This is a genomic window from Flavobacterium sp. SORGH_AS_0622 (genome assembly GCF_030818825.1).
Classification (GTDB): domain Bacteria; phylum Bacteroidota; class Bacteroidia; order Flavobacteriales; family Flavobacteriaceae; genus Flavobacterium.
On record NZ_JAUTAX010000001.1, the window covers coordinates 4,132,048 to 4,153,533 of the forward strand.

Consider the following 21,486-nt stretch of genomic DNA (forward strand, 5'->3'; position numbering starts at 1 on the left):
TTCGTTTAAAAATGAAATTAAAAAATCCATATAAAGACAAAAAATGGTTCAAATACCTTGGAAACAAATACGTTTGGGTTTTGCTGTTTTTTATTGTTTGGATGTTATTTTTAGACAATTACTCTTATTTTGATCATCGCTTTTTAGATCAGCAAATAAATGAGCTTCAAGATAATAAAAAATATTATCAGGAAGAAATCAAAAAAGATCAGGAACAGATCAAGCAATTAAAAAATCCAGAACAAATTGAGAAATACGCCCGCGAAAAGTATTTCATGAAAAAAGACAGCGAAGATATCTACATCATACAATTTGAAGGAGACACTATTCCAGAAAAAGAATAATCAAAAAAAATAAAATGGCCACTAACCTATTCGACGATTTTAATCCGATTTCATCCAAACAATGGAAACAAAAAATTCAGTTTGAATTAGATGGAGCCGATTATAATCAAACTGTTATTTGGAATTCGCCCGAGGATATTCAGGTAAAACCTTTCTATCACAACGATGAATTCACCAAAGCAGCTAATGTAAATACTCAGGCATCAGATTTTAAAATCTGCCAGAATATCTTTGTTTATGATGTCGATAAATCTATCGAACGAGCTTTAAACACATTACAAAGAGGTGCAGAGAGTCTTCGTTTTACTATAGAAAATGACAAAATTGATATTCAAAAATTACTAGAGAATCTTCCTTTAGAAAACAAAATCGTTTACTTTAATTTCAATTTTATCTCAATCGATTTCGTTAAAAAATTAGATACAATTTCAATCCAAAAAAAGGCTTATTTTTATTGCAATTTTGATCCTATTGGACAATTAGCACGCGACGGAAATTGGTTTACAACTTCAGAGAAAAATAATTTTGAAACTTTAGATTTACTATTTAAAAATACAACCAACTTAAATCTCTTAAGCGTAGATTTAGGTTTATATCAAAATTCGGGTGCAAATATTACCCAGCAGATTGCATACAGTCTAGCGCATGCTAACGAATACCTGAATCGTTTTTCTGAATTAACGAAACCAATTGTTTTTCAAATCTCTGTTGGAACCAATTATTTCTTCGAAATTGCAAAACTTCGCGCACTTAGAATGCTTTTCGATATAATAGCAAAAGAATACAATTCTAAAATAAAATGCCATTTTTTGGTAACGCCGACAAAACGAAATAAAACGATTTACGATTATAATGTTAACATGCTTCGTACAACAACAGAATGCATGTCGGCAATTTTAGGAGGTGCAGATGCAATTGCTAATTTGCCATACGATGCCTTGTATCATAAAGACAATGAATTTGGAGACCGCATCGCCAGAAACCAGCTTTTGATTTTAAAACACGAAAGCTATTTTGACAAAGTAAATAATCCAGCTGATGGAAGTTATTATATCGAAAGTTTAACAATGCAGCTCGCCGAAAAAGCTTTAGCCTTGTTTAAAGATATTGAAGCTAATGGAGGTTTCTTGAAGCTTTTAAATGATGGAACAATCAAAAAGAAAATTCAGGAAAGCGCCAATAAAGAGCAGGAATTATTTGATTCTAAAAAGGAAATTCTTTTAGGAACAAATAAATATCCGAACAAAGAAGACAGAATGAAGCATGATTTAGAACTGTTTCCTTTTGTCAAAATCAAACCCAGAAAAACATTAATTACGCCCATAATCGAAAAAAGACTTTCAGAAAAAATGGAACAGGAACGATTAGAACAAGAATAAGATGGGAATTTATTTTGTTATCTTTTGGATATTATCATTAATTATGATAGTTACTTGTTTAATCTATTTGACAATCGGAATCACATATAAAAACTATAAAAAGATTTTCATAGCAATTACAACCATGTTATTAGCTATACTTTTTTATTATTTACCATATTACATGATAATGAATAATATGATTAATGCTCTTAAAAATCTTCAGTAGTCATTCAATATAAAATGAGAAAAGACCTTAAACATATAAAGCTGGAAGTTAAAAGTGAAGAGTTAAGCGAACCAACGCAAAACCCAGAAGACTTAGAACAATACTTCACAACTGCAGAGGGAATTGAGATTAAAAAAACTTATTCTGAAAAGGATATAGAAGATTTAGAATTTCTTGATTTCGGAGCTGGTTTTGCACCTAATTTACGCGGTCCATATGCAACAATGTATGTACGACGCCCGTGGACGATACGTCAATATGCTGGATTTTCTACTGCGGAAGAAAGCAACGCTTTTTACAGAAAGAATTTAGCTGCGGGTCAAAAAGGACTTTCAATAGCTTTTGATTTACCTACACACCGCGGGTACGATTCTGACCATGAAAGAGTTGTGGGTGACGTTGGAAAAGCCGGCGTTGCAATAGATTCTGTCGAAGATATGAAAGTGCTTTTTGACCAGATTCCACTTGATGAAATGTCGGTATCAATGACGATGAATGGAGCTGTTTTACCTATTATGGCCTTTTATATTGTCGCTGCCGAAGAACAAGGTGTTACCCCAGAAAAATTAGCAGGTACTATCCAAAATGATATTTTGAAAGAGTTTATGGTACGAAACACCTACATCTATCCTCCTGCTCCTTCGATGAAAATAATTGCTGATATTTTTGAATTTACTAGCAAAAAAATGCCAAAATTCAATTCTATCTCAATTTCTGGTTATCACATGCAGGAAGCTGGAGCCACTGCGGATATTGAATTGGCTTATACTTTAGCAGATGGTTTAGAATACATTCGAACAGGATTATCAACAGGAATGACAATTGATGAATTTGCTCCGAGGCTATCTTTCTTTTGGGCAATCGGGATGAATCATTTTATGGAAATTGCCAAAATGAGGGCTGGACGTATGATCTGGGCAAAATTACTAAAGCAGTTTAATCCGAAAAGTGATAAATCTTTGGCTTTGCGAACACACTGTCAAACTAGCGGCTGGAGTTTAACAGAACAAGATCCGTTTAATAATGTTGCTAGAACTTGTATTGAAGCTGCTGCAGCCGTTTTTGGAGGCACACAGTCACTTCATACGAATGCTTTAGATGAGGCAATTGCCCTTCCAACAGATTTCTCCGCAAGAATTGCTCGTAACACGCAAATTTTTCTTCAGGAGGAAACTAAGATTACTAAAACAGTTGATCCGTGGGCTGGAAGTTATTATGTCGAAAGTTTAACCAATAACATCACAGAAAAAACTTGGAAATTAATTGAAGAAGTTGAAGAGTTAGGCGGCATGACTAAGGCAATTGAAGCCGGAATTCCAAAACTTAGAATCGAAGAAGCTGCCGCGAGAAAACAAGCGCGTATCGACAGCGGACAGGATATTATTGTCGGCGTTAACAAATATCGATTGGAAAAAGAAGATCCATTAGATATTTTGGATGTTGATAATCAATTGGTTCGCAAACAGCAGATCGAACGTTTAGAAGAAATAAAAAGAACAAGGAATACAGAAAAAGTAAATAATTCATTAGAAAAACTAATCCTTTGTGCACAAACAGGACAAGGAAACTTATTAGAAAATGCAATTGAAGCCGCCAGAAACAGAGCAACACTAGGCGAAATTAGTAATGCATTGGAAACTGTTTTTGGTCGTTTTAAAGCACAAATCAAATCTTTTAGTGGTGTGTATAGTGCAGCAATAAAAAATGACGAGAATTTTGAGCGGGCAAAACAATTAGCTGATGTTTTTGCTAAACAAGAAGGAAGACGCCCAAGAATTATGATTGCAAAAATGGGTCAGGACGGCCACGACCGAGGTGCAAAAGTAGTCGCAACAGGTTATGCCGATGTTGGTTTTGACGTTGATATTGGTCCGTTATTTCAAACTCCAGCTGAAGCAGCGAAACAAGCTGTAGAAAATGATGTCCATATCTTAGGAGTTTCTTCACTTGCAGCCGGTCATAAAACATTGGTCCCGCAGGTTATCCAAGAATTAAAAAAACATGGCCGTGATGATATTATGGTAATTGTAGGTGGTGTTATTCCGTCTCAAGACTATCAATTTTTGTTTGATGCCGGAGCTGCTGCCGTGTTTGGTCCAGGAACTAAAATCAGTGAAGCTGCTATTAAAATCTTGGAAGCCTTGATTGAGTAAGTTTTTTATTCTCAGTCTCAGTCTCGGTTTTCAATTATTAGGAATGTGGATAAAAAAAATCTTAAGATTTATAGTATTACTTAAGGCTGATTGAAGAGATAAAAACAGAAAAAGAGGTTGTTTCAAAATTATGAAACAACCTCTTTTAATTTAGTCGTTAACTGTTGCGTTACTATCTGCTTCTATAAAAGAAAGATCGTAACCTGCAAAATCTCTCATATAACTTTTCAAAGAAGTTCCGAAAGCATCTCTAAAATGTCTGCTTCCTTTGTTTTTGAAAAAATTCTTTACAGAACCTGCACCTCCTAAATGGGCTGCAGCTAAAATTCCAGATTCGGTAATTTCAATACCGCTGATGATTTTGCCTTCATACTTTTCGATTTCATTGCGTAAAATCCATTTGTTTTTGGCCAATAAAGCCATGAAAGCTTTTTCTTGTAGGGCAGGATCTTTTAAAAAGGCTTTATTATCATTAATCCCGATTGCTCTTAAAGCTTTAGAACCAAATTGATATTTACCCATGTAACCAAGAGAATTTACTAATCTGTATTTCCCTTGAGATTCTTTAAAAGCAACTGCTTCTTTAAAACCTATTAGATGATTTCCTGTGTATGGGACGTTGGTGTTTGGATAATCATCCTTTTCTTTAGATGGAAAAATATATTCTGATCCATCTGTTTTTTCAATTGAAAACCAAGGTTTGGTTTCGTGGTTAGAGGGAATAAATCCCAAGCTTAAAAATGTAATAATAACGACTAAACTCGCATAAAAATACCATTTCTTTATCATAAATTGTTTTTCTTCAAAACGCTGTCACCCTCTTGAAATTTCTACGGTGCAAAGATAAGGCATTTTAAAAATATGCTATAAATCAACGTTTTAACATTTTTATCAAAAAACTCAAAATTGCTTTCGTCCCAGTTATAATAATGGATTCCAAAAGTTTTATCGAGTGATTTTTTTCCTTCAAAAATTGAATTTTAGGCTCAAAAAAAATCAAATTTTATATTAATTTTAAGTAAAAAAGGCTAAAAAGAAAGAAATAGATTATAATTATTTACTAGTTCTTATCCAAATTTTGAAAACTACTTTTTGAATTTTATAAAATTTCCCATTAAAAAATGTTTATTTTTTTATGAAGCAGAACAAAAAAATACTCAAAATAATAATTTGATATTTTTAAGATCGAAATCACTTTTCAACTAAAAATTAGAAACAAAAAAACCGAAGTAAAATTACTTCGGTTTTGAATAATCTAAAAAAGTAAATTATCTTGTTACGCCCTGACTAGCGATCCAGTCAGAATATTTCTTTGCGTTTACATTATGTTCTGCCAATGTTGCCGCAAATTCATGATATCCGAAACGTTCTACACTTGCACAGAAATAAATATAGTCGTTTTTCTCTGGATTTAAAACTGCTTCTAACGCTGTAATATCAGGCATAGCGATTGGTCCTGGAGGAAGTCCTTTATTCACATATGTATTATATGGTGATCTCATAATCAAATCGTTATAAAAAACTCTTTTAATAACTTGATCAAAATTATTGTCTCTTAATTTCAATGCATAAATAACAGTTGGATCTGCCTGTAATGGCATTTCTAAACGAAGACGATTTAAATAAACACCAGCTATACGCGGTCTTTCATCCTTTTTAACTGATTCTTTATGAACAATTGATGCCAAAATAGTAGCTTGAACAGGAGTTAAACCTTGTTTTTTTGCTTTTTCAATTCTTTCTGCTGTCCAGAAATTATTGTATTCCTTAATCATTTTATCACGAAACTTCTCTGCAGAAGTATTCCAATAGATTTCATAAGTATTTGGAATAAACATGGCAAAAACATTATCTTCATTAAAACCATTTGCTGCTAAGAAAGTAGAATCTTTTATGGCTTTTAATAATGATAAACTGTCTGCTTCTATTTCTGAACCAATTCTTCCGGCAAAATTCTCTAAACGTTCTTGATTATTAAAAACCAATTTCACTGGAATATTAGAACGCATTGCACGAACTAGATCGATGTTATTCATGTCTTTCTTTAAAAGAAAACGTCCAGATTTTACATTTTCTGGATAATCTCTCTTTTCGGCAACCATTTCAAAATTGTCGAAATTTTTGATGTAAGGCGATAATATCTTTTTTACATCAGCATAAGTTGCATCTGTAGGCACATATACATATAATTCTTTTTCTTCAAACTTAGTATTAGAACTAAAAATTTTACTGATTAAAATAAAACCATAAATCATTAAGACTGAAATTACGGCTACGGCACTTATTGTGATAATTTTTTTTAGAGTCAAAGCTTAAAATTTAAATTTGTTTATTAATTAATTGAAAAATTGCTTCATCTTGATAGTGGTTATGATACAAGATCCAATCTTTCTTTATTCCGATTTTCTTAAAACCAAATTTAGTAAAAAGTGCAAGACTAGCTACATTTTGTACACCAATATTTGCATACAATTGATGGAGGTTTAAATTATAAAAAGAATATTTTATTAAAAGTTCTAGAGCCTCAGAACCAATATTTATTCCTTGATTTTCTTCTTTCTGAATAACAATCCCAATTCCTGCCCTATTATTTCTAGGATCAAAATCAAATAAATCAATTAATCCAACAGCAGGAAAATCTTCATCCTGACAGATTGCCAAACGAAGTTGTTTTGCTTCATAAATATCTTGATGGGCATTTTCTAAATATTGTTTAATCAAAAAACGGCTGTAAGGAGTTTGCGTATTGCTAACTTCCCAGATATTCTCATCATTTTCTATCGAATAGATGAACTCTAAATCTTGAGGCTCAAGTGCACGCAAATAAATCGAATCTCCTTTTAATGTTATCATTTACAATTTTAGATTTTAGAATGTCAATTGGAATTTGGAACTTAAAATATTGGAATTTAACATTAGATCTCAATTGTTCCTTTAAAAACAAATTTCGCAGGTCCGGTTAAGAAAACATTTATGTAACCATCATTTTCTTTATCAAAAGAAACGACAAGTTTTCCTCCTTCAACATTTAAGTTTATTGAGGTTTTATCTGTTTCTCCAATTGCATTCATAGCAATTGCTACGGCCGTTGCACCAGTTCCGCAGGCAAGAGTTTCATCTTCAACACCTCTTTCGTATGTTCTCAAAGAAAAAGTATCGTTATCTACTTTTTTCACAAAATTGACATTACTGCCTTTTTCTCCATATAATTCTCCATAACGAATTACTGCTCCATTTTCTTTTACATTGTAATGTTCTAAATCATCCACAATTTGAACATGATGTGGCGATCCAGTATTTAAGAACGTATAAGAATCTTTTTTCTGTATTTCGTTGACGTCAATCATCTGCAAGGAAACAATAGAATCATCATTAACAGAAGCATGGTGTAATCCGTCAGTGGCAATAAAAGTTGTTTTGTCATCAATTACTCCCAACTGATTGGCAAAAGCAACAAGACAACGCCCACCATTGCCGCACATGGAGCTTTGATTTCCATCGGAGTTATAATAAACCATTCTAAAATCGGTTTCAGAGTCATTTTCAAGCAGAATTAATCCATCAGCTCCAATCCCGAAACGTCTGTCGCACAAGCGTTCAATAAGTTTAACATCTTCTTTTGGAAAGAAATTTGAACGATTATCAATCATTACAAAATCGTTCCCGGTTCCTTGATATTTATAAAATTCTATTTGCATTTTTTAGTCATTAGAAATACAAAAGTACAAACTATTAATTAATGAAATGTTAATCATTGTTAAAGAGAGTTAAACCGTTTTTACAAATAATTTTTTGAAGTAATTTTACGTTAAATAACATGAACATAAATTCTAATAACTTTAATTACAAATTCTAATATGAAAAGATTTTCAGCCTTATTTTTAGTGTCATTATTAAGTGGTGCTATTACTCTTGGTGCTTACAAGTTATTATTTGAAAGCAACAATTCTTTTTTTGGAAAAGGAAATTCTGTTGTTACTCTTGCCCCCAATTCATTTGGAAAAAATGTTGGTTTAGCAGCTGAAACAGTAGATTTTACCGAAGCCGCAGACAAAACTATCCATACCGTTGTTCACGTAAAAAATGTTTCTAGAAGAACCGTTAGTAATCCGATGCTTGAATTTTTCTATGGTTACGGAGGACAGCAGCAACAAGAACAAGTTGGTACTGGTTCTGGTGTAATTATTTCCGAAGATGGATACATTGTAACTAACAATCACGTTATTAAAGATGCTACGGAAATCGAAATTACTTTAAACAATAAAAAATCATATAAAGCGAAGTTAATCGGTACAGATTCAAAAATGGATATAGCACTTTTGAAAATCAATGCCGATGAAAAACTTCCTTACACCGCTTTCGCAAATTCAGACAGCGTAAAAGTTGGAGAATGGGTATTGGCAGTTGGAAATCCGTATAACTTAACTTCTACAGTAACTGCTGGTATTGTTTCGGCGAAAGCCAGAAATTTAGATCAAAGCGGCATTCAATCATTTATCCAGACAGATGCGGCAGTTAATCCAGGAAATAGCGGTGGAGCGTTAGTTAATGCGAGAGGCGAACTAATTGGAATTAATACCATGATTTCCTCAATGACTGGTTCTTATGTAGGATATTCTTTTGCTGTACCTTCTAATATCGCTCGAAAAATAATCGAGGATATTATGGAATATGGAAATGTGCAAAGAGGAATTTTAGGAGTTGAAGGTGGTGAACTAAATAGTACCGCATCTAAAGAATTAGGTATTACAGAAACTCAAGGATTCTACATTAATAGAGTAACCAAAAATTCTGGCGCAGAAAAAGCAGGCTTAGGCAAAGGTGATATTATTGTAAAGCTAGATGATCAAAATATTTCTACATATGCAGATTTATCAGGTTACATTAATACCAAACGCCCAAATGATGTAGTAAAAGTAACGTATATTAAAGATGGAAAAACTAAAACTGTTCCAGTAACTTTAAGTAAAAATGAATTTTACAGCGCCGAGTTTAAAGGAATTGAATTAGAAAATATCGATGCTGCAGACAAGAAAAAATTCAGAATTGATTATGGTGTTAAGATTAAAAATATTACAAATGAGAATTTAATGCAGTATCAAAACGAATTACAAGGCAATATCATTTTAAGCATTGATAATGTTAAAGCAACAAATGTTGAAACAGTTTCGAAACTCTTAAGTAAAAAAGACGAAGGCCAAAGTGTTCGAATTGAAATGATCAACAGAAACGGAGAAATTTTTAGAATTATAATTTAAGTCACAGTACTCAGTCCCAGTTTACAGTTTTTACAACTGAACACTATGACTGAGACTGAAAACTAAAAAAGCCATCTTAGTAAATTTAAGATGGCTTTTTTATTTTTTAAAATAAATGCTAAAATAGTTTACGAAATCGATTGAAATAGATACTTTTGCGCCAAATTATAAAATAAGTGAGCGTTTTATTATTTCAATTTAATCTATTATGAACAACAAATCTTTGTACCAAAAAGAGGTATCCTTACAAGTCGACCGAAGAAGAGCTGGTGTCGAATTAATTAAAATCATAAGTGATTTATGGTATGACAAATCGATAGAAATGGTTTTATTTAAAAACCAATTGCTAGACAAAAATGTCAGCGATATCATCAACCTTCATCAATATGCAGGTGAATTTGTTGGAAAACCAATCACCATATTTGATTCTGTAGAAATTGCAAAAGTCGTTTTATCTTTAGACCTGCCACCGGCAAAAATAGATCTTGGAAAACTAACCTACGAATATCGCTTAGAGGACGAAAAATATCCAGATGCAAGGTATTTTGTGATGGATAAATTGAAGAAAGCCAAATCATCAAAAGAAATTCAACCGAAAGATGTGGTTTTATATGGCTTCGGAAGAATCGGACGCTTATTAGCAAGAGAATTGATGTCTAAAACCGGGAAAGGAAATCAGCTGCGTCTGCGAGCAATTGTAACTCGTGATAAAAATGATGCGACAAGTTTAGAGAAACGTGCTTCTTTACTCCGTTATGATTCTATCCATGGTGATTTTCACGGATCTGTTATTGCCGATCCAAAAAATAACTCTCTAATTATCAACGGAACTACAGTTCATATCATAACCGCAAATTCTCCTGAAGAAATTGATTATACGCAATACGAAATTAATGATGCTTTACTAATTGACAATACTGGAGCTTTTACAACGGAAGAAGCTTTAAAAAGACATTTAAAATCAAATGGAGTTGAAAAAGTTTTATTAACGGCACCAGGAAAAGGTGTTCCAAATATTGTTTACGGAGTAAATCAAAATGAATACAATCCTGATGAAGTCGATATTTTTTCTGCTGCCTCATGTACAACTAACGCCATTACGCCAGTTTTGAAAGTTATTGAAGATACTTTGGGTGTTACCAAAGGACATTTAGAAACCATTCATGCTTATACAAATGATCAGAATCTGGTTGATAATATGCACAAAAAATACCGTCGCGGAAGAGCTGCTGCGTTAAATATGGTAATTACTGAAACTGGTGCTGGAAGTGCCGTTGCAAAAGCTTTGCCATCTTTAGAAGGAAAATTAACTTCAAATGCGATTAGAGTTCCTGTTCCAAATGGATCTTTGGTTGTTTTAAATTTAGAAGTTAAAAAAGCGACATCAATTGCTGGCATTAATAAAATAATGAAGAAATATGCTCTTGAGGGAGAATTGGTAGAACAAATTAAATATTCTTTAAATAATGAATTAGTTTCATCTGACATTGTTGGAACTTCTGCTCCATCCATTTATGACAGCAATGCAACAATTGTATCAAAGGATGGAAAAAATATCGTGTTATATATTTGGTATGATAACGAATATGGATACAGCCATCAAGTAATTCGTTTAGCAAAATATATTGCCAAAGTAAGACGTTATACGTATTATTAATTCAACCAAACTAACTATTTTTTAAAGCCATCAAGATTTCTTGGTGGTTTTTTCTTTAATCAAATTGGCAAAACTGTTGTGCTTTTTACTTCAGAAATTACAAAAACAGTATTAATCAAAGAAACTTCAGGCAAAACAGATAATTTCTTTTGATGGAAATGATGATAACTTTCCATATCTGGAATAATGATTTTAAGCATATAGTCGAAATTTCCAGAAACATAATTACACTCCACAACTTCGGGTAAATTTAAAATCGATTGATTAAACCCTTCAGATGTATCATAAGTCTGTTTAGTAAGTGTGACCTGGCAGTAAACCGTTAAGTTGTTTCCCAACTTTTTCTTGTCTAAAATAGTAACATATTTTTCTATAATACCATCTTTCTCAAGACGTTTCACTCTATCATGAACAGGAGTTAGCGACAAGTTTATTTTGTTTGCAATGTCTTTTAAAGTGTAATGTGCATCTTCTTGAAGAAGACGTAAGATTTTTTTGTCAATTTCATCTAAAGCCATAGCGAAAACGTTTTATTAGATTAATAGTTTTTAGTCTTTTTTTCTTTTTCAAGAATAAAATTGAACCTAAAACAGAATATTTTTCTGTAAAAGTAAAAAATAAAATAATATTTTCTTATTTAACAATCATTAAGCCATAATTTCTTCTCTCTCTGTAGATTTGTAAAACAATTTCAATAAAAACAAAAAAATATAACAAAATGATAATAGGTGTTCCAAAAGAAATAAAAAACAACGAAAACAGAGTTGCTTTAACTCCTGCTGGTGTATCAGAAATGAAAAAACACGGGCATACAGTTTATGTTCAAGCTACTGCTGGTTTAGGAAGTGGTTTTAGTGATGATGAATATGCTCAAGCTGGTGCTGTAGTTTTACCAACTATTGAAGAAGTTTATGCAATTGCAGAAATGATTATCAAAGTTAAGGAACCAATTGCTTCTGAATATCCTTTGATTAAAAAAGATCAATTACTTTTCACTTACTTTCACTTTGCTTCATCAGAAGAACTAACTCATGCTATGCTTGAGAAAGGAGCTGTTTGTTTAGCCTACGAAACTGTAGAAAAAACAGATCGCAGCTTACCTCTTTTAGTACCAATGTCAGAAGTTGCAGGTCGTATGGCAATTCAACAAGGAGCTAAATATCTTGAAAAACCATTAAAAGGAAGAGGAATTCTTTTAGGTGGTGTTCCAGGTGTACCTCCTGCAAAAGTTTTAGTTTTAGGCGGAGGAATTGTTGGAACTCAAGCTGCAAAAATGGCTGCAGGTTTAGGTGCTCAAGTTACTATCATGGATCTAAGTTTACCTCGTTTGCGTCAATTAGATGATATTATGCCTGCGAATGTAAATACAGAAATGTCTAACCATTATAATATCACTAGAGCAATTAAAGATGCTGACTTAGTTGTTGGAGCGGTTTTAATTCCAGGAGCAAAAGCACCTCACTTAATTACTCGTGATATGCTAAAATTAATGCGTCCAGGAGCCGTTGTTGTTGACGTAGCGGTTGATCAAGGTGGATGTATTGAAACTTGTACTCCTACAACACACGAAAATCCAACTTTTATTATAGATGATATTGTTCACTATTGTGTAGCTAATATGCCAGGTGCTGTACCTTACACATCAACTTTAGCTTTAACTAATGCAACTTTACCATATGCCGTACAACTAGCAAACAAAGGATGGGAGAAAGCTTGTAACGAAAATGAAGAATTGAAAAAAGGTTTAAATGTAGCTAATGGAAAAATCCTTTACAAAGGAGTTGCTGAAGCTTGGAACCTTCCTTTTAACGAAGAGATAGTATTAGCAAACGCATAGTGCTAATACTTAATAAGTGCTTACTAAGTCACTATTATAAAGGCTTTTCTTAATTGAAAAGCCTTTTTTTATGCATAAAAAAACCTGTCTTCATAAAAGACAGGTTTTCTATTTCTAATAATATTAAGATGTTATTTCTTTTCATCTAAAACTTCCTGCAATACTTTTGCTTCAGTTCCATTAGGAAAAGTAACTTTAATTTTTTGAGCAATTGTCGGAGCTATTTCAGTAATTGCTTTTTTCTCATAAGATTCCCCTTTTTTGATATGCCACCCGTAAAAAATAGCTGGGACATGAGTATCATAACTGTAGATCGTTCCATGAGATGTACCTGTCGTGCTATATTCAATATCCCCTGGTTTATCAACTATAACTAAATCACCATTTTGTGTAACATCATATCCTTTAGCCACAAAATTAAGAGCGTAATCGTTTCCGCCATTAGCTAGAATTTCTTCTTCTGTATAAACCTTTTTAACTTGTGGTTGAGAAATCAAGAAATCTTTAAAAGCTTTTTTAACTTTAGATAATTCTAAACCTTTATCTTTAATTATCTTCTTATTCAAGAAAACATTAAAATTCGAATAGTTTAAAACCAGATCTACTCCAAAAGTTTTTACTGAGAAATCTTGCATGCTTTTCTTAACTTCTTTTGACGGATAGTTATCTACATTGTATTTACGGTCTTTTAAGTAAATTACATTCTCTGCTCCTGCGTGATCCGCAGTTAGGAACAACAAATAATTACCTTTACCAACAGTTTTATCCAAATAGGTTAAGAAATCAGCAATAGTTTGATCTAGCCTCAAGTAAGTATCCTGAAGTTCCATAGATCTTGGTCCAAGTAAATGACCTACGTAATCAGTTGAAGAAAAACTCACAGTTAGGAAGTCTGTAATATTATCTTTTCCTAATTCTTCTTTTTCAATTGCTCTTTTAGCAAAATCTGCCAAAAGATCGTTTCCATAAGGAGTAGCACGAATAATTCCAGCATCATTTTTCTCATACATAGTTTTCAAATCGTATGGAAAAACTGGAGCAGCACTTCCGTACAATTTCCCCTCATAAGGATTATTATCTGGGAGACTTTCATTATAAACTGAAGCTGGTTTATACAAATCCCAGCCTTTATCAATATATTTTAAGTAGTTTTTTTCATTATTGAATTCAGACACCCATTCTGGTAATTTTTCTCCATAAAAACTGCTAGAAATAAACGAACCGGTTTTACTGTACCAAAAAGCCCAATTTGCAAAATGACCAGCTGGTAAAATTGCTCCACGATCTTTAAGACTCATTCCAATAACTTTTCCAGCAAAATTAGTTGACATTCGAACTTCGTCAGTTATTGTAGTACTTTGAAGATTTTTAGGAGACATTGCACCTTCTTCAGCAGTTCCGTCTCCCACAGTTTTCACATCTGCGTCATCTGTGCAGTACATCTCTTTTCCAAGAGTTCTGCTAAACCATTCGTTGCCTACGATTCCGTGTGTAGCAGGAGTTGTACCAGTGTATATAGAAGCATGTCCCGGCGCAGTATAGGTTGGCATATAATTATAATGCATATTCTGAAAAACATATCCATTATTCATTAACTTTTTAAAACCATTCGGGGAAAAATCATCTGAAAAACGATATAAATATTCCATTTTCATTTGATCAACTACTATACCTACAACTAACTTAGGACGTTGTTGTGCACTTAGATTTGTAATTATAAAAAGTGCCAACAGTAAAATACTTTTTCTCATGTTTAAATAATAATTTGAGCACAAAAATACTCATTCAAATTTAAAACTTCTAAAGTATGAATATAGAAGAACAAACAATTGACTATAATTTAACAGTTTGAGCTTTTTAGTAAAAACTAAAATATACAAAACCAATAAAAACAAAAAAACCTGTTTCGATTAGAAACAGGTTTTTTTGAAAAAAAGGCGGCGACATACTCTCCCACAATACTGCAGTACCATCTGCGCAGGCGGGCTTAACTACTCTGTTCGGGATGGGAAGAGGTGAGCCCCGCCGCAATAACCACCTTAAGGTTTTTAGTTATGGATTTTGGTTCAGAGTTTATTGTTTTTCAACTCCTGACTTATAACCCAAGACTCATAACTGCCCGCGACAGGCAAATATTTTAACATACTGAGATAAAGAAAAGTAAATATATTTTAGAAAGTTTCTTCCCTCCCGTCTTGCGGCGGGAGAGAAAAGGGTGTACATAAGCTTACGGATTATTAGTACTACTCGACTATGACATTACTGCCTTTACATCTATAGCCTATCAACGTGGTCATCTTCCACGATCCTTAAAAGAAATCTCATCTTGTGGTGGGTTTCGCGCTTATATGCTTTCAGCGCTTATCCCTTCCAAACGTAGCTACTCTGCGGTGCCCCTGGCGGGACAACAGATACACTAGAGGTTTGTCCAATTCGGTCCTCTCGTACTAGAATCAGATCCACTCAAATTTCTAACGCCCGCAGTAGATAGAGACCGAACTGTCTCACGACGTTCTGAACCCAGCTCGCGTGCCACTTTAATGGGCGAACAGCCCAACCCTTGGGACCTTCTCCAGCCCCAGGATGTGACGAGCCGACATCGAGGTGCCAAACCCCCCCGTCGATATGAGCTCTTGGGGGAGATCAGCCTGTTATCCCCGGCGTACCTTTTATCCTTTGAGCGATGGCCCTTCCATGCGGAACCACCGGATCACTATGCTCTACTTTCGTACCTGATCGACCTGTATGTCTCTCAGTCAAGCTCCCTTATGCCATTGCACTCTACGCACGGTTACCAAGCGTACTGAGGGAACCTTTAGAAGCCTCCGTTACTCTTTTGGAGGCGACCACCCCAGTCAAACTACCCACCAAGCAATGTCCCCCGCTTTTGCGGGGTTAGGCCTCAGATAAACAAAGGGTTGTATTTCAACAATGACTCCAAAGCGCCTGGCGACGCCCCTTCAAAGTCTCCAACCTATCCTACACATCATTTATCCAAGGTCAATACTAAGCTATAGTAAAGGTGCACAGGGTCTTTTCGTCCCACTGCGGGTAAACGGCATCTTCACCGTTACTACAATTTCACCGAGCTCATGGCTGAGACAGTGTCCAGATCGTTACACCATTCGTGCAGGTCGGAACTTACCCGACAAGGAATTTCGCTACCTTAGGACCGTTATAGTTACGGCCGCCGTTTACTGGGGCTTCAATTCAATGCTTCTCCGAAGATAACATCTCCTCTTAACCTTCCAGCACCGGGCAGGTGTCAGGCCCTATACTTCATCTTACGATTTTGCAGAGCCCTGTGTTTTTGATAAACAGTCGCCTGGACCTCTTCACTGCGGCCCCGATTGCTCGGGGCGACCTTTCTCCCGAAGTTACAGGTCTATTTTGCCTAATTCCTTAGCCATGAATCTCTCGAGCACCTTAGGATTCTCTCCTCAACTACCTGTGTCGGTTTACGGTACTGGTGCTTATTACCTGAAGTTTAGAGGTTTTTCTTGGAAGCCCTTAGGCGCACTATCTCTTTGTCCGAAGACTCCGAGTACTATCGTATTTCACCATTCTCTGCGGATTTGCCTGCAGAGAATATAGCTAGGTACTTTAACGAACTATTCCGTCAGTCCGCGGCGCTTTCATCACTCCGTCACCCCATCACAGTAATAAGCAGTACGGGAATATTAACCCGTTGGCCATCGACTGTCCCTTTCGGGTTCGCCTTAGGACCAGACTAACCCACAGCTGATTAGCATAGCTGTGGAAACCTTAGTTTTTCGGTGTGCGGGTTTCTCGCCCGCATTATCGTTACTTATGCCTACATTTTCTTTTCTGACCGGTCCAGCATACCTTACGATACACCTTCTGCCCTGTCAGAATGCTCCCCTACCACTTACAGTAAACTGTAAATCCATAGCTTCGGTAATATGCTTATGCCCGATTATTATCCATGCTCGTCCGCTCGACTAGTGAGCTGTTACGCACTCTTTAAATGAATGGCTGCTTCCAAGCCAACATCCTAGCTGTCTGGGCAGACAAACCTCGTTCTTTCAACTTAGCATATATTTGGGGACCTTAGCTGATGGTCTGGGTTCTTTCCCTCTCGGACTTGGACCTTAGCACCCAAGCCCTCACTGTTATCAATCATTATACAGCATTCGGAGTTTGTCAGGAATTGGTAGGCGGTGAAGCCCCCGCATCCAATCAGTAGCTCTACCTCTGTATAACTAAAATAACGCTGCACCTAAATGCATTTCGGGGAGTACGAGCTATTTCCGAGTTTGATTGGCCTTTCACCCCTACCCACAGGTCATCCGAAGACTTTTCAACGTCAACCGGTTCGGTCCTCCACTGTGTGTTACCACAGCTTCAACCTGCCCATGGGTAGATCACACGGTTTCGCGTCTAACACTACTGACTAAAGCGCCCTATTCAGACTCGCTTTCGCTGCGGATCCATGTCTTAAACACTTATCCTTGCCAGCAACGTTAACTCGTAGGCTCATTATGCAAAAGGCACGCCGTCACCCCACGAAAGGGCTCCGACCGCTTGTAAGCGTATGGTTTCAGGATCTATTTCACTCCGTTATTCACGGTTCTTTTCACCTTTCCCTCACGGTACTGGTTCACTATCGGTCTCTCAGGAGTATTTAGCCTTAGCGGATGGTCCCGCCAAATTCAGACAGGGTTTCACGTGCCCCGCCCTACTCAGGATACCGCTATCTATTATACTCGTTGCCCGTACGGGACTGTCACCCTCTATGGTGCCCCTTTCCAGAAGCTTCCGGTTCCTTGTACATAAAATACCGCGGTCCTACAACCCCGGCACTGCCGTAACAGCACCGGTTTGGGCTAATCCGCGTTCGCTCGCCACTACTTACGGAATCACTTTTGTTTTCTTCTCCTCCGCCTACTTAGATGTTTCAGTTCAGCGGGTTTGCCCACCTATCGGTGTGCTATGCCTTCAGCATAGCGGGTTGCCCCATTCAGGTATCTGCGGATCAGTCGGTGTGTGCCCGTCCCCGCAGCTTTTCGCAGCTTATCACGCCTTTCATCGCCTCTGAGAGCCTAGGCATCCCCCATACGCCCTTATTTTGCTTATTGTACCAGTCTTAAAATCAATTATGACCGTTTTTTTTTGTTTTTTGTTACTAATAACAAAAAACGCTTTCTACTTTCTTATTATTTTCTTATCTCAATATGTCAATGAACTTTTGTCCTTTCGGACCTGTGGAGAATAACGGAGTCGAACCGTTGACCTCCTGCGTGCAAGGCAGGCGCTCTAGCCAGCTGAGCTAATCCCCCATTTTCTTAGTGATGAGTTATTAGTTATGAGTTATGAATTAGTTCTCATAAGGCCTCAACCCCTAAAATTTCCTTTTAATCAAGCTTACAGTCTTTTTTTATTCCGTCTTTTGTAATTTATAATTCATAATTTACAATTAACAATCTTAAAAAAGTAGTCCCGGGCAGACTCGAACTGCCGACCCCTACATTATCAGTGTAGTACTCTAACCAGCTGAGCTACGAGACTCTGTTTTACTTAATTTTCATTTCTTTTAAATTAACAGCAAGAGTAATACAATCTCCAATTCAGATACCTGCAGATAACCATCTTTTTTCCTCATCGTGCCTTTCAGCTAACAATTGAGGCTCTAGAAAGGAGGTGTTCCAGCCGCACCTTCCGGTACGGCTACCTTGTTACGACTTAGCCCTAGTTACCAGTTTTACCCTAGGCAGCTCCTTGCGGTCACCGACTTCAGGCACCCCCAGCTTCCATGGCTTGACGGGCGGTGTGTACAAGGCCCGGGAACGTATTCACCGGATCATGGCTGATATCCGATTACTAGCGATTCCAGCTTCACGGAGTCGAGTTGCAGACTCCGATCCGAACTGTGACCGGCTTTATAGATTCGCTCCTGGTCGCCCAGTGGCTGCTCTCTGTACCGGCCATTGTAGCACGTGTGTAGCCCAAGGCGTAAGGGCCGTGATGATTTGACGTCATCCCCACCTTCCTCACAGTTTGCACTGGCAGTCTTGTTAGAGTTCCCGACATGACTCGCTGGCAACTAACAACAGGGGTTGCGCTCGTTATAGGACTTAACCTGACACCTCACGGCACGAGCTGACGACAACCATGCAGCACCTTGTAAATTGTCTTGCGAAAGTTCTGTTTCCAAAACGGTCAATCTACATTTAAGCCTTGGTAAGGTTCCTCGCGTATCATCGAATTAAACCACATGCTCCACCGCTTGTGCGGGCCCCCGTCAATTCCTTTGAGTTTCATTCTTGCGAACGTACTCCCCAGGTGGGATACTTATCACTTTCGCTTAGCCACTGAAATTGCTTCCAACAGCTAGTATCCATCGTTTACGGCGTGGACTACCAGGGTATCTAATCCTGTTCGCTACCCACGCTTTCGTCCATCAGCGTCAATCCATTAGTAGTAACCTGCCTTCGCAATTGGTATTCCATGTAATCTCTAAGCATTTCACCGCTACACTACATATTCTAGTTACTTCCTAATAATTCAAGTCCAGCAGTATCAATGGCCGTTCCACCGTTGAGCGATGGGCTTTCACCACTGACTTACAAGACCGCCTACGGACCCTTTAAACCCAATGATTCCGGATAACGCTTGGATCCTCCGTATTACCGCGGCTGCTGGCACGGAGTTAGCCGATCCTTATTCTTACGATACCGTCAGGCTGATTCACGAATCAGTGTTTCTTCTCGTACAAAAGCAGTTTACAATCCATAGGACCGTCATCCTGCACGCGGCATGGCTGGATCAGGCTTGCGCCCATTGTCCAATATTCCTCACTGCTGCCTCCCGTAGGAGTCTGGTCCGTGTCTCAGTACCAGTGTGGGGGATCTCCCTCTCAGGACCCCTACCCATCGTTGCCTTGGTAAGCCGTTACCTTACCAACTAGCTAATGGGACGCATGCTCATCTTTCACCGTTGTGACTTTAATTACATCCCGATGCCGGGTCGTAATACTATGAGGTATTAATCCAAATTTCTCTGGGCTATCCCTCTGTGAAAGGCAGATTGCATACGCGTTACGCACCCGTGCGCCGGTCTCTAAATCCGAAGACTTATACCCCTCGACTTGCATGTGTTAAGCCTGCCGCTAGCGTTCATCCTGAGCCAGGATCAAACTCTTCATCGTATATTGTAATATTATACTGCGATGATTTATCTATCGGTTCTTTTCGAATCTTACGATTCTATTACTCTTATTCTTTTGTTTTAACATCTCTGTTAAAACGGCTGTCAATTCAATATGTCTACGAACGTGTCTTCTTTATCATTCCGCCTGTGTTTCAAAGCGGGTGCAAAACTAAAAATTCTTTTTGTTTCCTGCAAGAAAAAATTAAAGTTTTTTTTTTGAAATTTTTAAATCTCTTTTTCTCTAATTCTTCTCTCAGTATCTCAAGGAACTTCCCGTATTTGCGGGGTGCAAATGTAATATCCGTTTTCCATTCCCACAAGCTTTTTCTAATCTTTTTTGAAAATTTATTTTCGCATTTAATTACTTTTTCCTGCCAGTCTGTCTGTGAACATTGCGTTGTTGCGGGTGCAAAAGTACCACCTTTATTTACATCTGCAAGACTTTTTTTTATATTTTTTTCATCTTTTTTGAAATTTTTTCTTAACACACTGATAACTGCTAATTTACATTTATCAACTTTTTTGATAATTATGATTTATTTCTTCTTATTTCATCCTAAAAAAAGCTATAGATGAGATATTCCCCAAAAAAGGTTATAAAAGAATTGAAATTATTCTACAAGTAAATCTTCTTCGCCGTCATCAAAAGCCTGGTTCAAAACAGTCCAAAAAATAAATTGCATATACAGGATTAGTGAATATGCAGAGCATTTGGTTATCACAAACCAGCTTATTTACAAACAGAAATCAAATCAATTAAAGTCAGCTCCCGACAAAAACCACCTCAAATCCACAGAGATATCGGTTCGTCATAAGATTCCAAAAACCGGCGGCAGGAAACTGTATTATATACTAAAAGATGATTTAAAAACATGTCAGATAAAGATGGGCAGAGACAAATTGCTTGTTTTTTTTACGTGATCAATATTTATTGATCTAAAGTTAGAAGATCCCATAAGACAACAAATTCAATACCCTAGATGTACAAATATCCAAATTAAATAAAAGGAATTAACTCAAAGTACAAGAGCAGATTGGACTGCAGACATAACATACCCAAGAATAAAAGACAAGGTACATTACCTATTAGAAATCATAAGACAATATTATGACATACAAAATCATAGAGCTGATTAATCAATAAAACAACAACTCAATTAGAATCAAGATAAACCAATAAAAACGAAAAAACCCTGTTTCGATTAGAAACAGGGTTTTTGAAAAAAAGGCGGCGACATACTCTCCCACAATGCTGCAGTACCATCTGCGCAGGCGGGCTTAACTACTCTGTTCGGGATGGGAAGAGGTGAGCCCCGCCGCAATAACCACCTTAAGGTTTTTAGTTATGGTTTTTGGATTTTGGTTCAGAGTTTATTGTTTTTCAACTCCTCACTTATAACCCAAGACTCATAACTGCCCGCGACGGGCAAATATTTTAACATACTGAGATAAAGAAAAGTAAATATATTTTAGAAAGTTT

Annotated in this window: 12 protein-coding genes, 2 tRNA genes and 4 rRNA genes; 6 read left to right on the plus strand and 12 right to left on the minus strand. The window is 36.4% G+C overall.

All coding sequences use genetic code 11. The annotated features are described in order from the left end of the window. The first annotated feature begins 11 nt into the window (after nt 1-11). From QE431_RS17495 to scpA, 3 genes are all read left to right on the plus strand, one after another. Entirely contained in the window at nt 12-344 is a 333-nt protein-coding gene (locus QE431_RS17495; RefSeq protein WP_057116958.1) for a septum formation initiator family protein, read from the plus strand. A gap of 14 nt (nt 345-358) precedes the next feature. Further along, nucleotides 359-1,723, plus strand: coding sequence for a methylmalonyl-CoA mutase subunit beta (locus tag QE431_RS17500; RefSeq protein ID WP_307298466.1), 1,365 nt, complete (start codon nt 359-361; stop codon nt 1,721-1,723). A 222-nt stretch (nt 1,724-1,945) separates the two neighbouring features. Beyond that, entirely contained in the window at nt 1,946-4,084 is a 2,139-nt protein-coding gene (gene scpA, locus QE431_RS17505; RefSeq protein WP_307298468.1) for a methylmalonyl-CoA mutase, read from the plus strand. A 150-nt stretch (nt 4,085-4,234) separates the two neighbouring features. On the opposite strand, the gene QE431_RS17510 is transcribed toward scpA, so the two are convergent. The 4 genes from QE431_RS17510 to dapF form a co-directional block, all read right to left on the minus strand. Then, nucleotides 4,235-4,873, minus strand: coding sequence for a hypothetical protein (locus tag QE431_RS17510; RefSeq protein WP_057116961.1), 639 nt, complete (start codon nt 4,871-4,873; stop codon nt 4,235-4,237). A 479-nt stretch (nt 4,874-5,352) separates the two neighbouring features. Further along, nucleotides 5,353-6,393, minus strand: coding sequence for an endolytic transglycosylase MltG (gene mltG / locus QE431_RS17515; protein ID WP_307298471.1), 1,041 nt, complete (start codon nt 6,391-6,393; stop codon nt 5,353-5,355). A gap of 10 nt (nt 6,394-6,403) precedes the next feature. Continuing rightward, on the minus strand, nt 6,404-6,937 hold the full coding sequence (locus tag QE431_RS17520) for a GNAT family N-acetyltransferase (RefSeq protein ID WP_134139679.1): 534 nt from the start codon (nt 6,935-6,937) through the stop codon (nt 6,404-6,406). A gap of 62 nt (nt 6,938-6,999) precedes the next feature. Beyond that, a complete protein-coding gene (gene dapF / locus QE431_RS17525) occupies nt 7,000-7,782 on the minus strand; it encodes a diaminopimelate epimerase (RefSeq protein ID WP_307298476.1) in 783 nt (260 codons plus the stop codon). 159 nt (nt 7,783-7,941) lie between these two features. Here dapF and QE431_RS17530 point away from each other — a divergent pair, with 159 nt between their 5' ends. Together QE431_RS17530 and QE431_RS17535 are read left to right on the plus strand one after the other, a co-directional pair. Further along, nucleotides 7,942-9,342, plus strand: a complete 1,401-nt coding sequence (locus tag QE431_RS17530; protein WP_057116965.1) for a Do family serine endopeptidase — start codon at nt 7,942-7,944, stop codon at nt 9,340-9,342. Between the two features lie 208 nt (nt 9,343-9,550). Continuing rightward, nucleotides 9,551-10,999 (plus strand): glyceraldehyde-3-phosphate dehydrogenase, encoded by a 1,449-nt coding sequence (locus tag QE431_RS17535; protein ID WP_307298478.1) that lies wholly within the window; start codon nt 9,551-9,553, stop codon nt 10,997-10,999. A 59-nt stretch (nt 11,000-11,058) separates the two neighbouring features. Here the strand turns inward: QE431_RS17535 and QE431_RS17540 are convergent, their stop codons facing one another. After that, on the minus strand, nt 11,059-11,517 hold the full coding sequence (locus QE431_RS17540; RefSeq protein ID WP_053474073.1) for an Lrp/AsnC family transcriptional regulator: 459 nt from the start codon (nt 11,515-11,517) through the stop codon (nt 11,059-11,061). Between the two features lie 200 nt (nt 11,518-11,717). On the opposite strand from QE431_RS17540, the gene ald reads away from it, so the two are divergent. Further along, a complete protein-coding gene (gene ald / locus QE431_RS17545; RefSeq protein ID WP_057116967.1) occupies nt 11,718-12,836 on the plus strand; it encodes an alanine dehydrogenase in 1,119 nt (372 codons plus the stop codon). 131 nt (nt 12,837-12,967) lie between these two features. Here ald and pafA read toward each other — a convergent pair whose 3' ends face one another. The 7 genes from pafA to rrf (QE431_RS17580) form a co-directional block, all read right to left on the minus strand. After that, nucleotides 12,968-14,587 (minus strand): alkaline phosphatase PafA, encoded by a 1,620-nt coding sequence (gene pafA / locus QE431_RS17550; protein ID WP_307298488.1) that lies wholly within the window; start codon nt 14,585-14,587, stop codon nt 12,968-12,970. A 181-nt stretch (nt 14,588-14,768) separates the two neighbouring features. Beyond that, nucleotides 14,769-14,878: ribosomal RNA gene (gene rrf / locus QE431_RS17555) — 5S ribosomal RNA — on the minus strand. Nucleotides 14,879-15,053: 175 nt separating this feature from the next. Then, nucleotides 15,054-17,935 (minus strand): 23S ribosomal RNA (locus tag QE431_RS17560). 127 nt (nt 17,936-18,062) lie between these two features. Next, nucleotides 18,063-18,136: transfer RNA gene (locus QE431_RS17565), tRNA-Ala, on the minus strand. Between the two features lie 155 nt (nt 18,137-18,291). Further along, a tRNA-Ile gene (locus QE431_RS17570) sits at nt 18,292-18,365 on the minus strand. A 125-nt stretch (nt 18,366-18,490) separates the two neighbouring features. Next, nucleotides 18,491-20,004 (minus strand): 16S ribosomal RNA (locus QE431_RS17575). A gap of 1,225 nt (nt 20,005-21,229) precedes the next feature. Then, nucleotides 21,230-21,339: ribosomal RNA gene (gene rrf / locus QE431_RS17580) — 5S ribosomal RNA — on the minus strand. Together the 16S, 23S and 5S rRNA genes with 2 tRNA genes alongside form the textbook arrangement of a ribosomal RNA operon. Between the last annotated feature and the right edge of the window lie 147 nt (nt 21,340-21,486).

Excerpts from the sequence above, each read along its gene's own strand:
- QE431_RS17500 (WP_307298466.1), top strand. The coding sequence starts at position 359 with ATGGCCACTAACCTATTCGACGATTTTAATCCGATTTCATCCAAACAA.
- QE431_RS17520 (WP_134139679.1), bottom strand. The coding sequence starts at position 6,937 with ATGATAACATTAAAAGGAGATTCGATTTATTTGCGTGCACTTGAGCCT.
- ald (WP_057116967.1), top strand. The coding sequence starts at position 11,718 with ATGATAATAGGTGTTCCAAAAGAAATAAAAAACAACGAAAACAGAGTT.
- QE431_RS17535 (WP_307298478.1), top strand. The coding sequence starts at position 9,551 with ATGAACAACAAATCTTTGTACCAAAAAGAGGTATCCTTACAAGTCGAC.
- dapF (WP_307298476.1), bottom strand. The coding sequence starts at position 7,782 with ATGCAAATAGAATTTTATAAATATCAAGGAACCGGGAACGATTTTGTA.
- pafA (WP_307298488.1), bottom strand. The coding sequence starts at position 14,587 with ATGAGAAAAAGTATTTTACTGTTGGCACTTTTTATAATTACAAATCTA.
- scpA (WP_307298468.1), top strand. The coding sequence starts at position 1,946 with ATGAGAAAAGACCTTAAACATATAAAGCTGGAAGTTAAAAGTGAAGAG.
- QE431_RS17510 (WP_057116961.1), bottom strand. The coding sequence starts at position 4,873 with ATGATAAAGAAATGGTATTTTTATGCGAGTTTAGTCGTTATTATTACA.
- QE431_RS17530 (WP_057116965.1), top strand. The coding sequence starts at position 7,942 with ATGAAAAGATTTTCAGCCTTATTTTTAGTGTCATTATTAAGTGGTGCT.
- QE431_RS17540 (WP_053474073.1), bottom strand. The coding sequence starts at position 11,517 with ATGGCTTTAGATGAAATTGACAAAAAAATCTTACGTCTTCTTCAAGAA.
- QE431_RS17495 (WP_057116958.1), top strand. The coding sequence starts at position 12 with ATGAAATTAAAAAATCCATATAAAGACAAAAAATGGTTCAAATACCTT.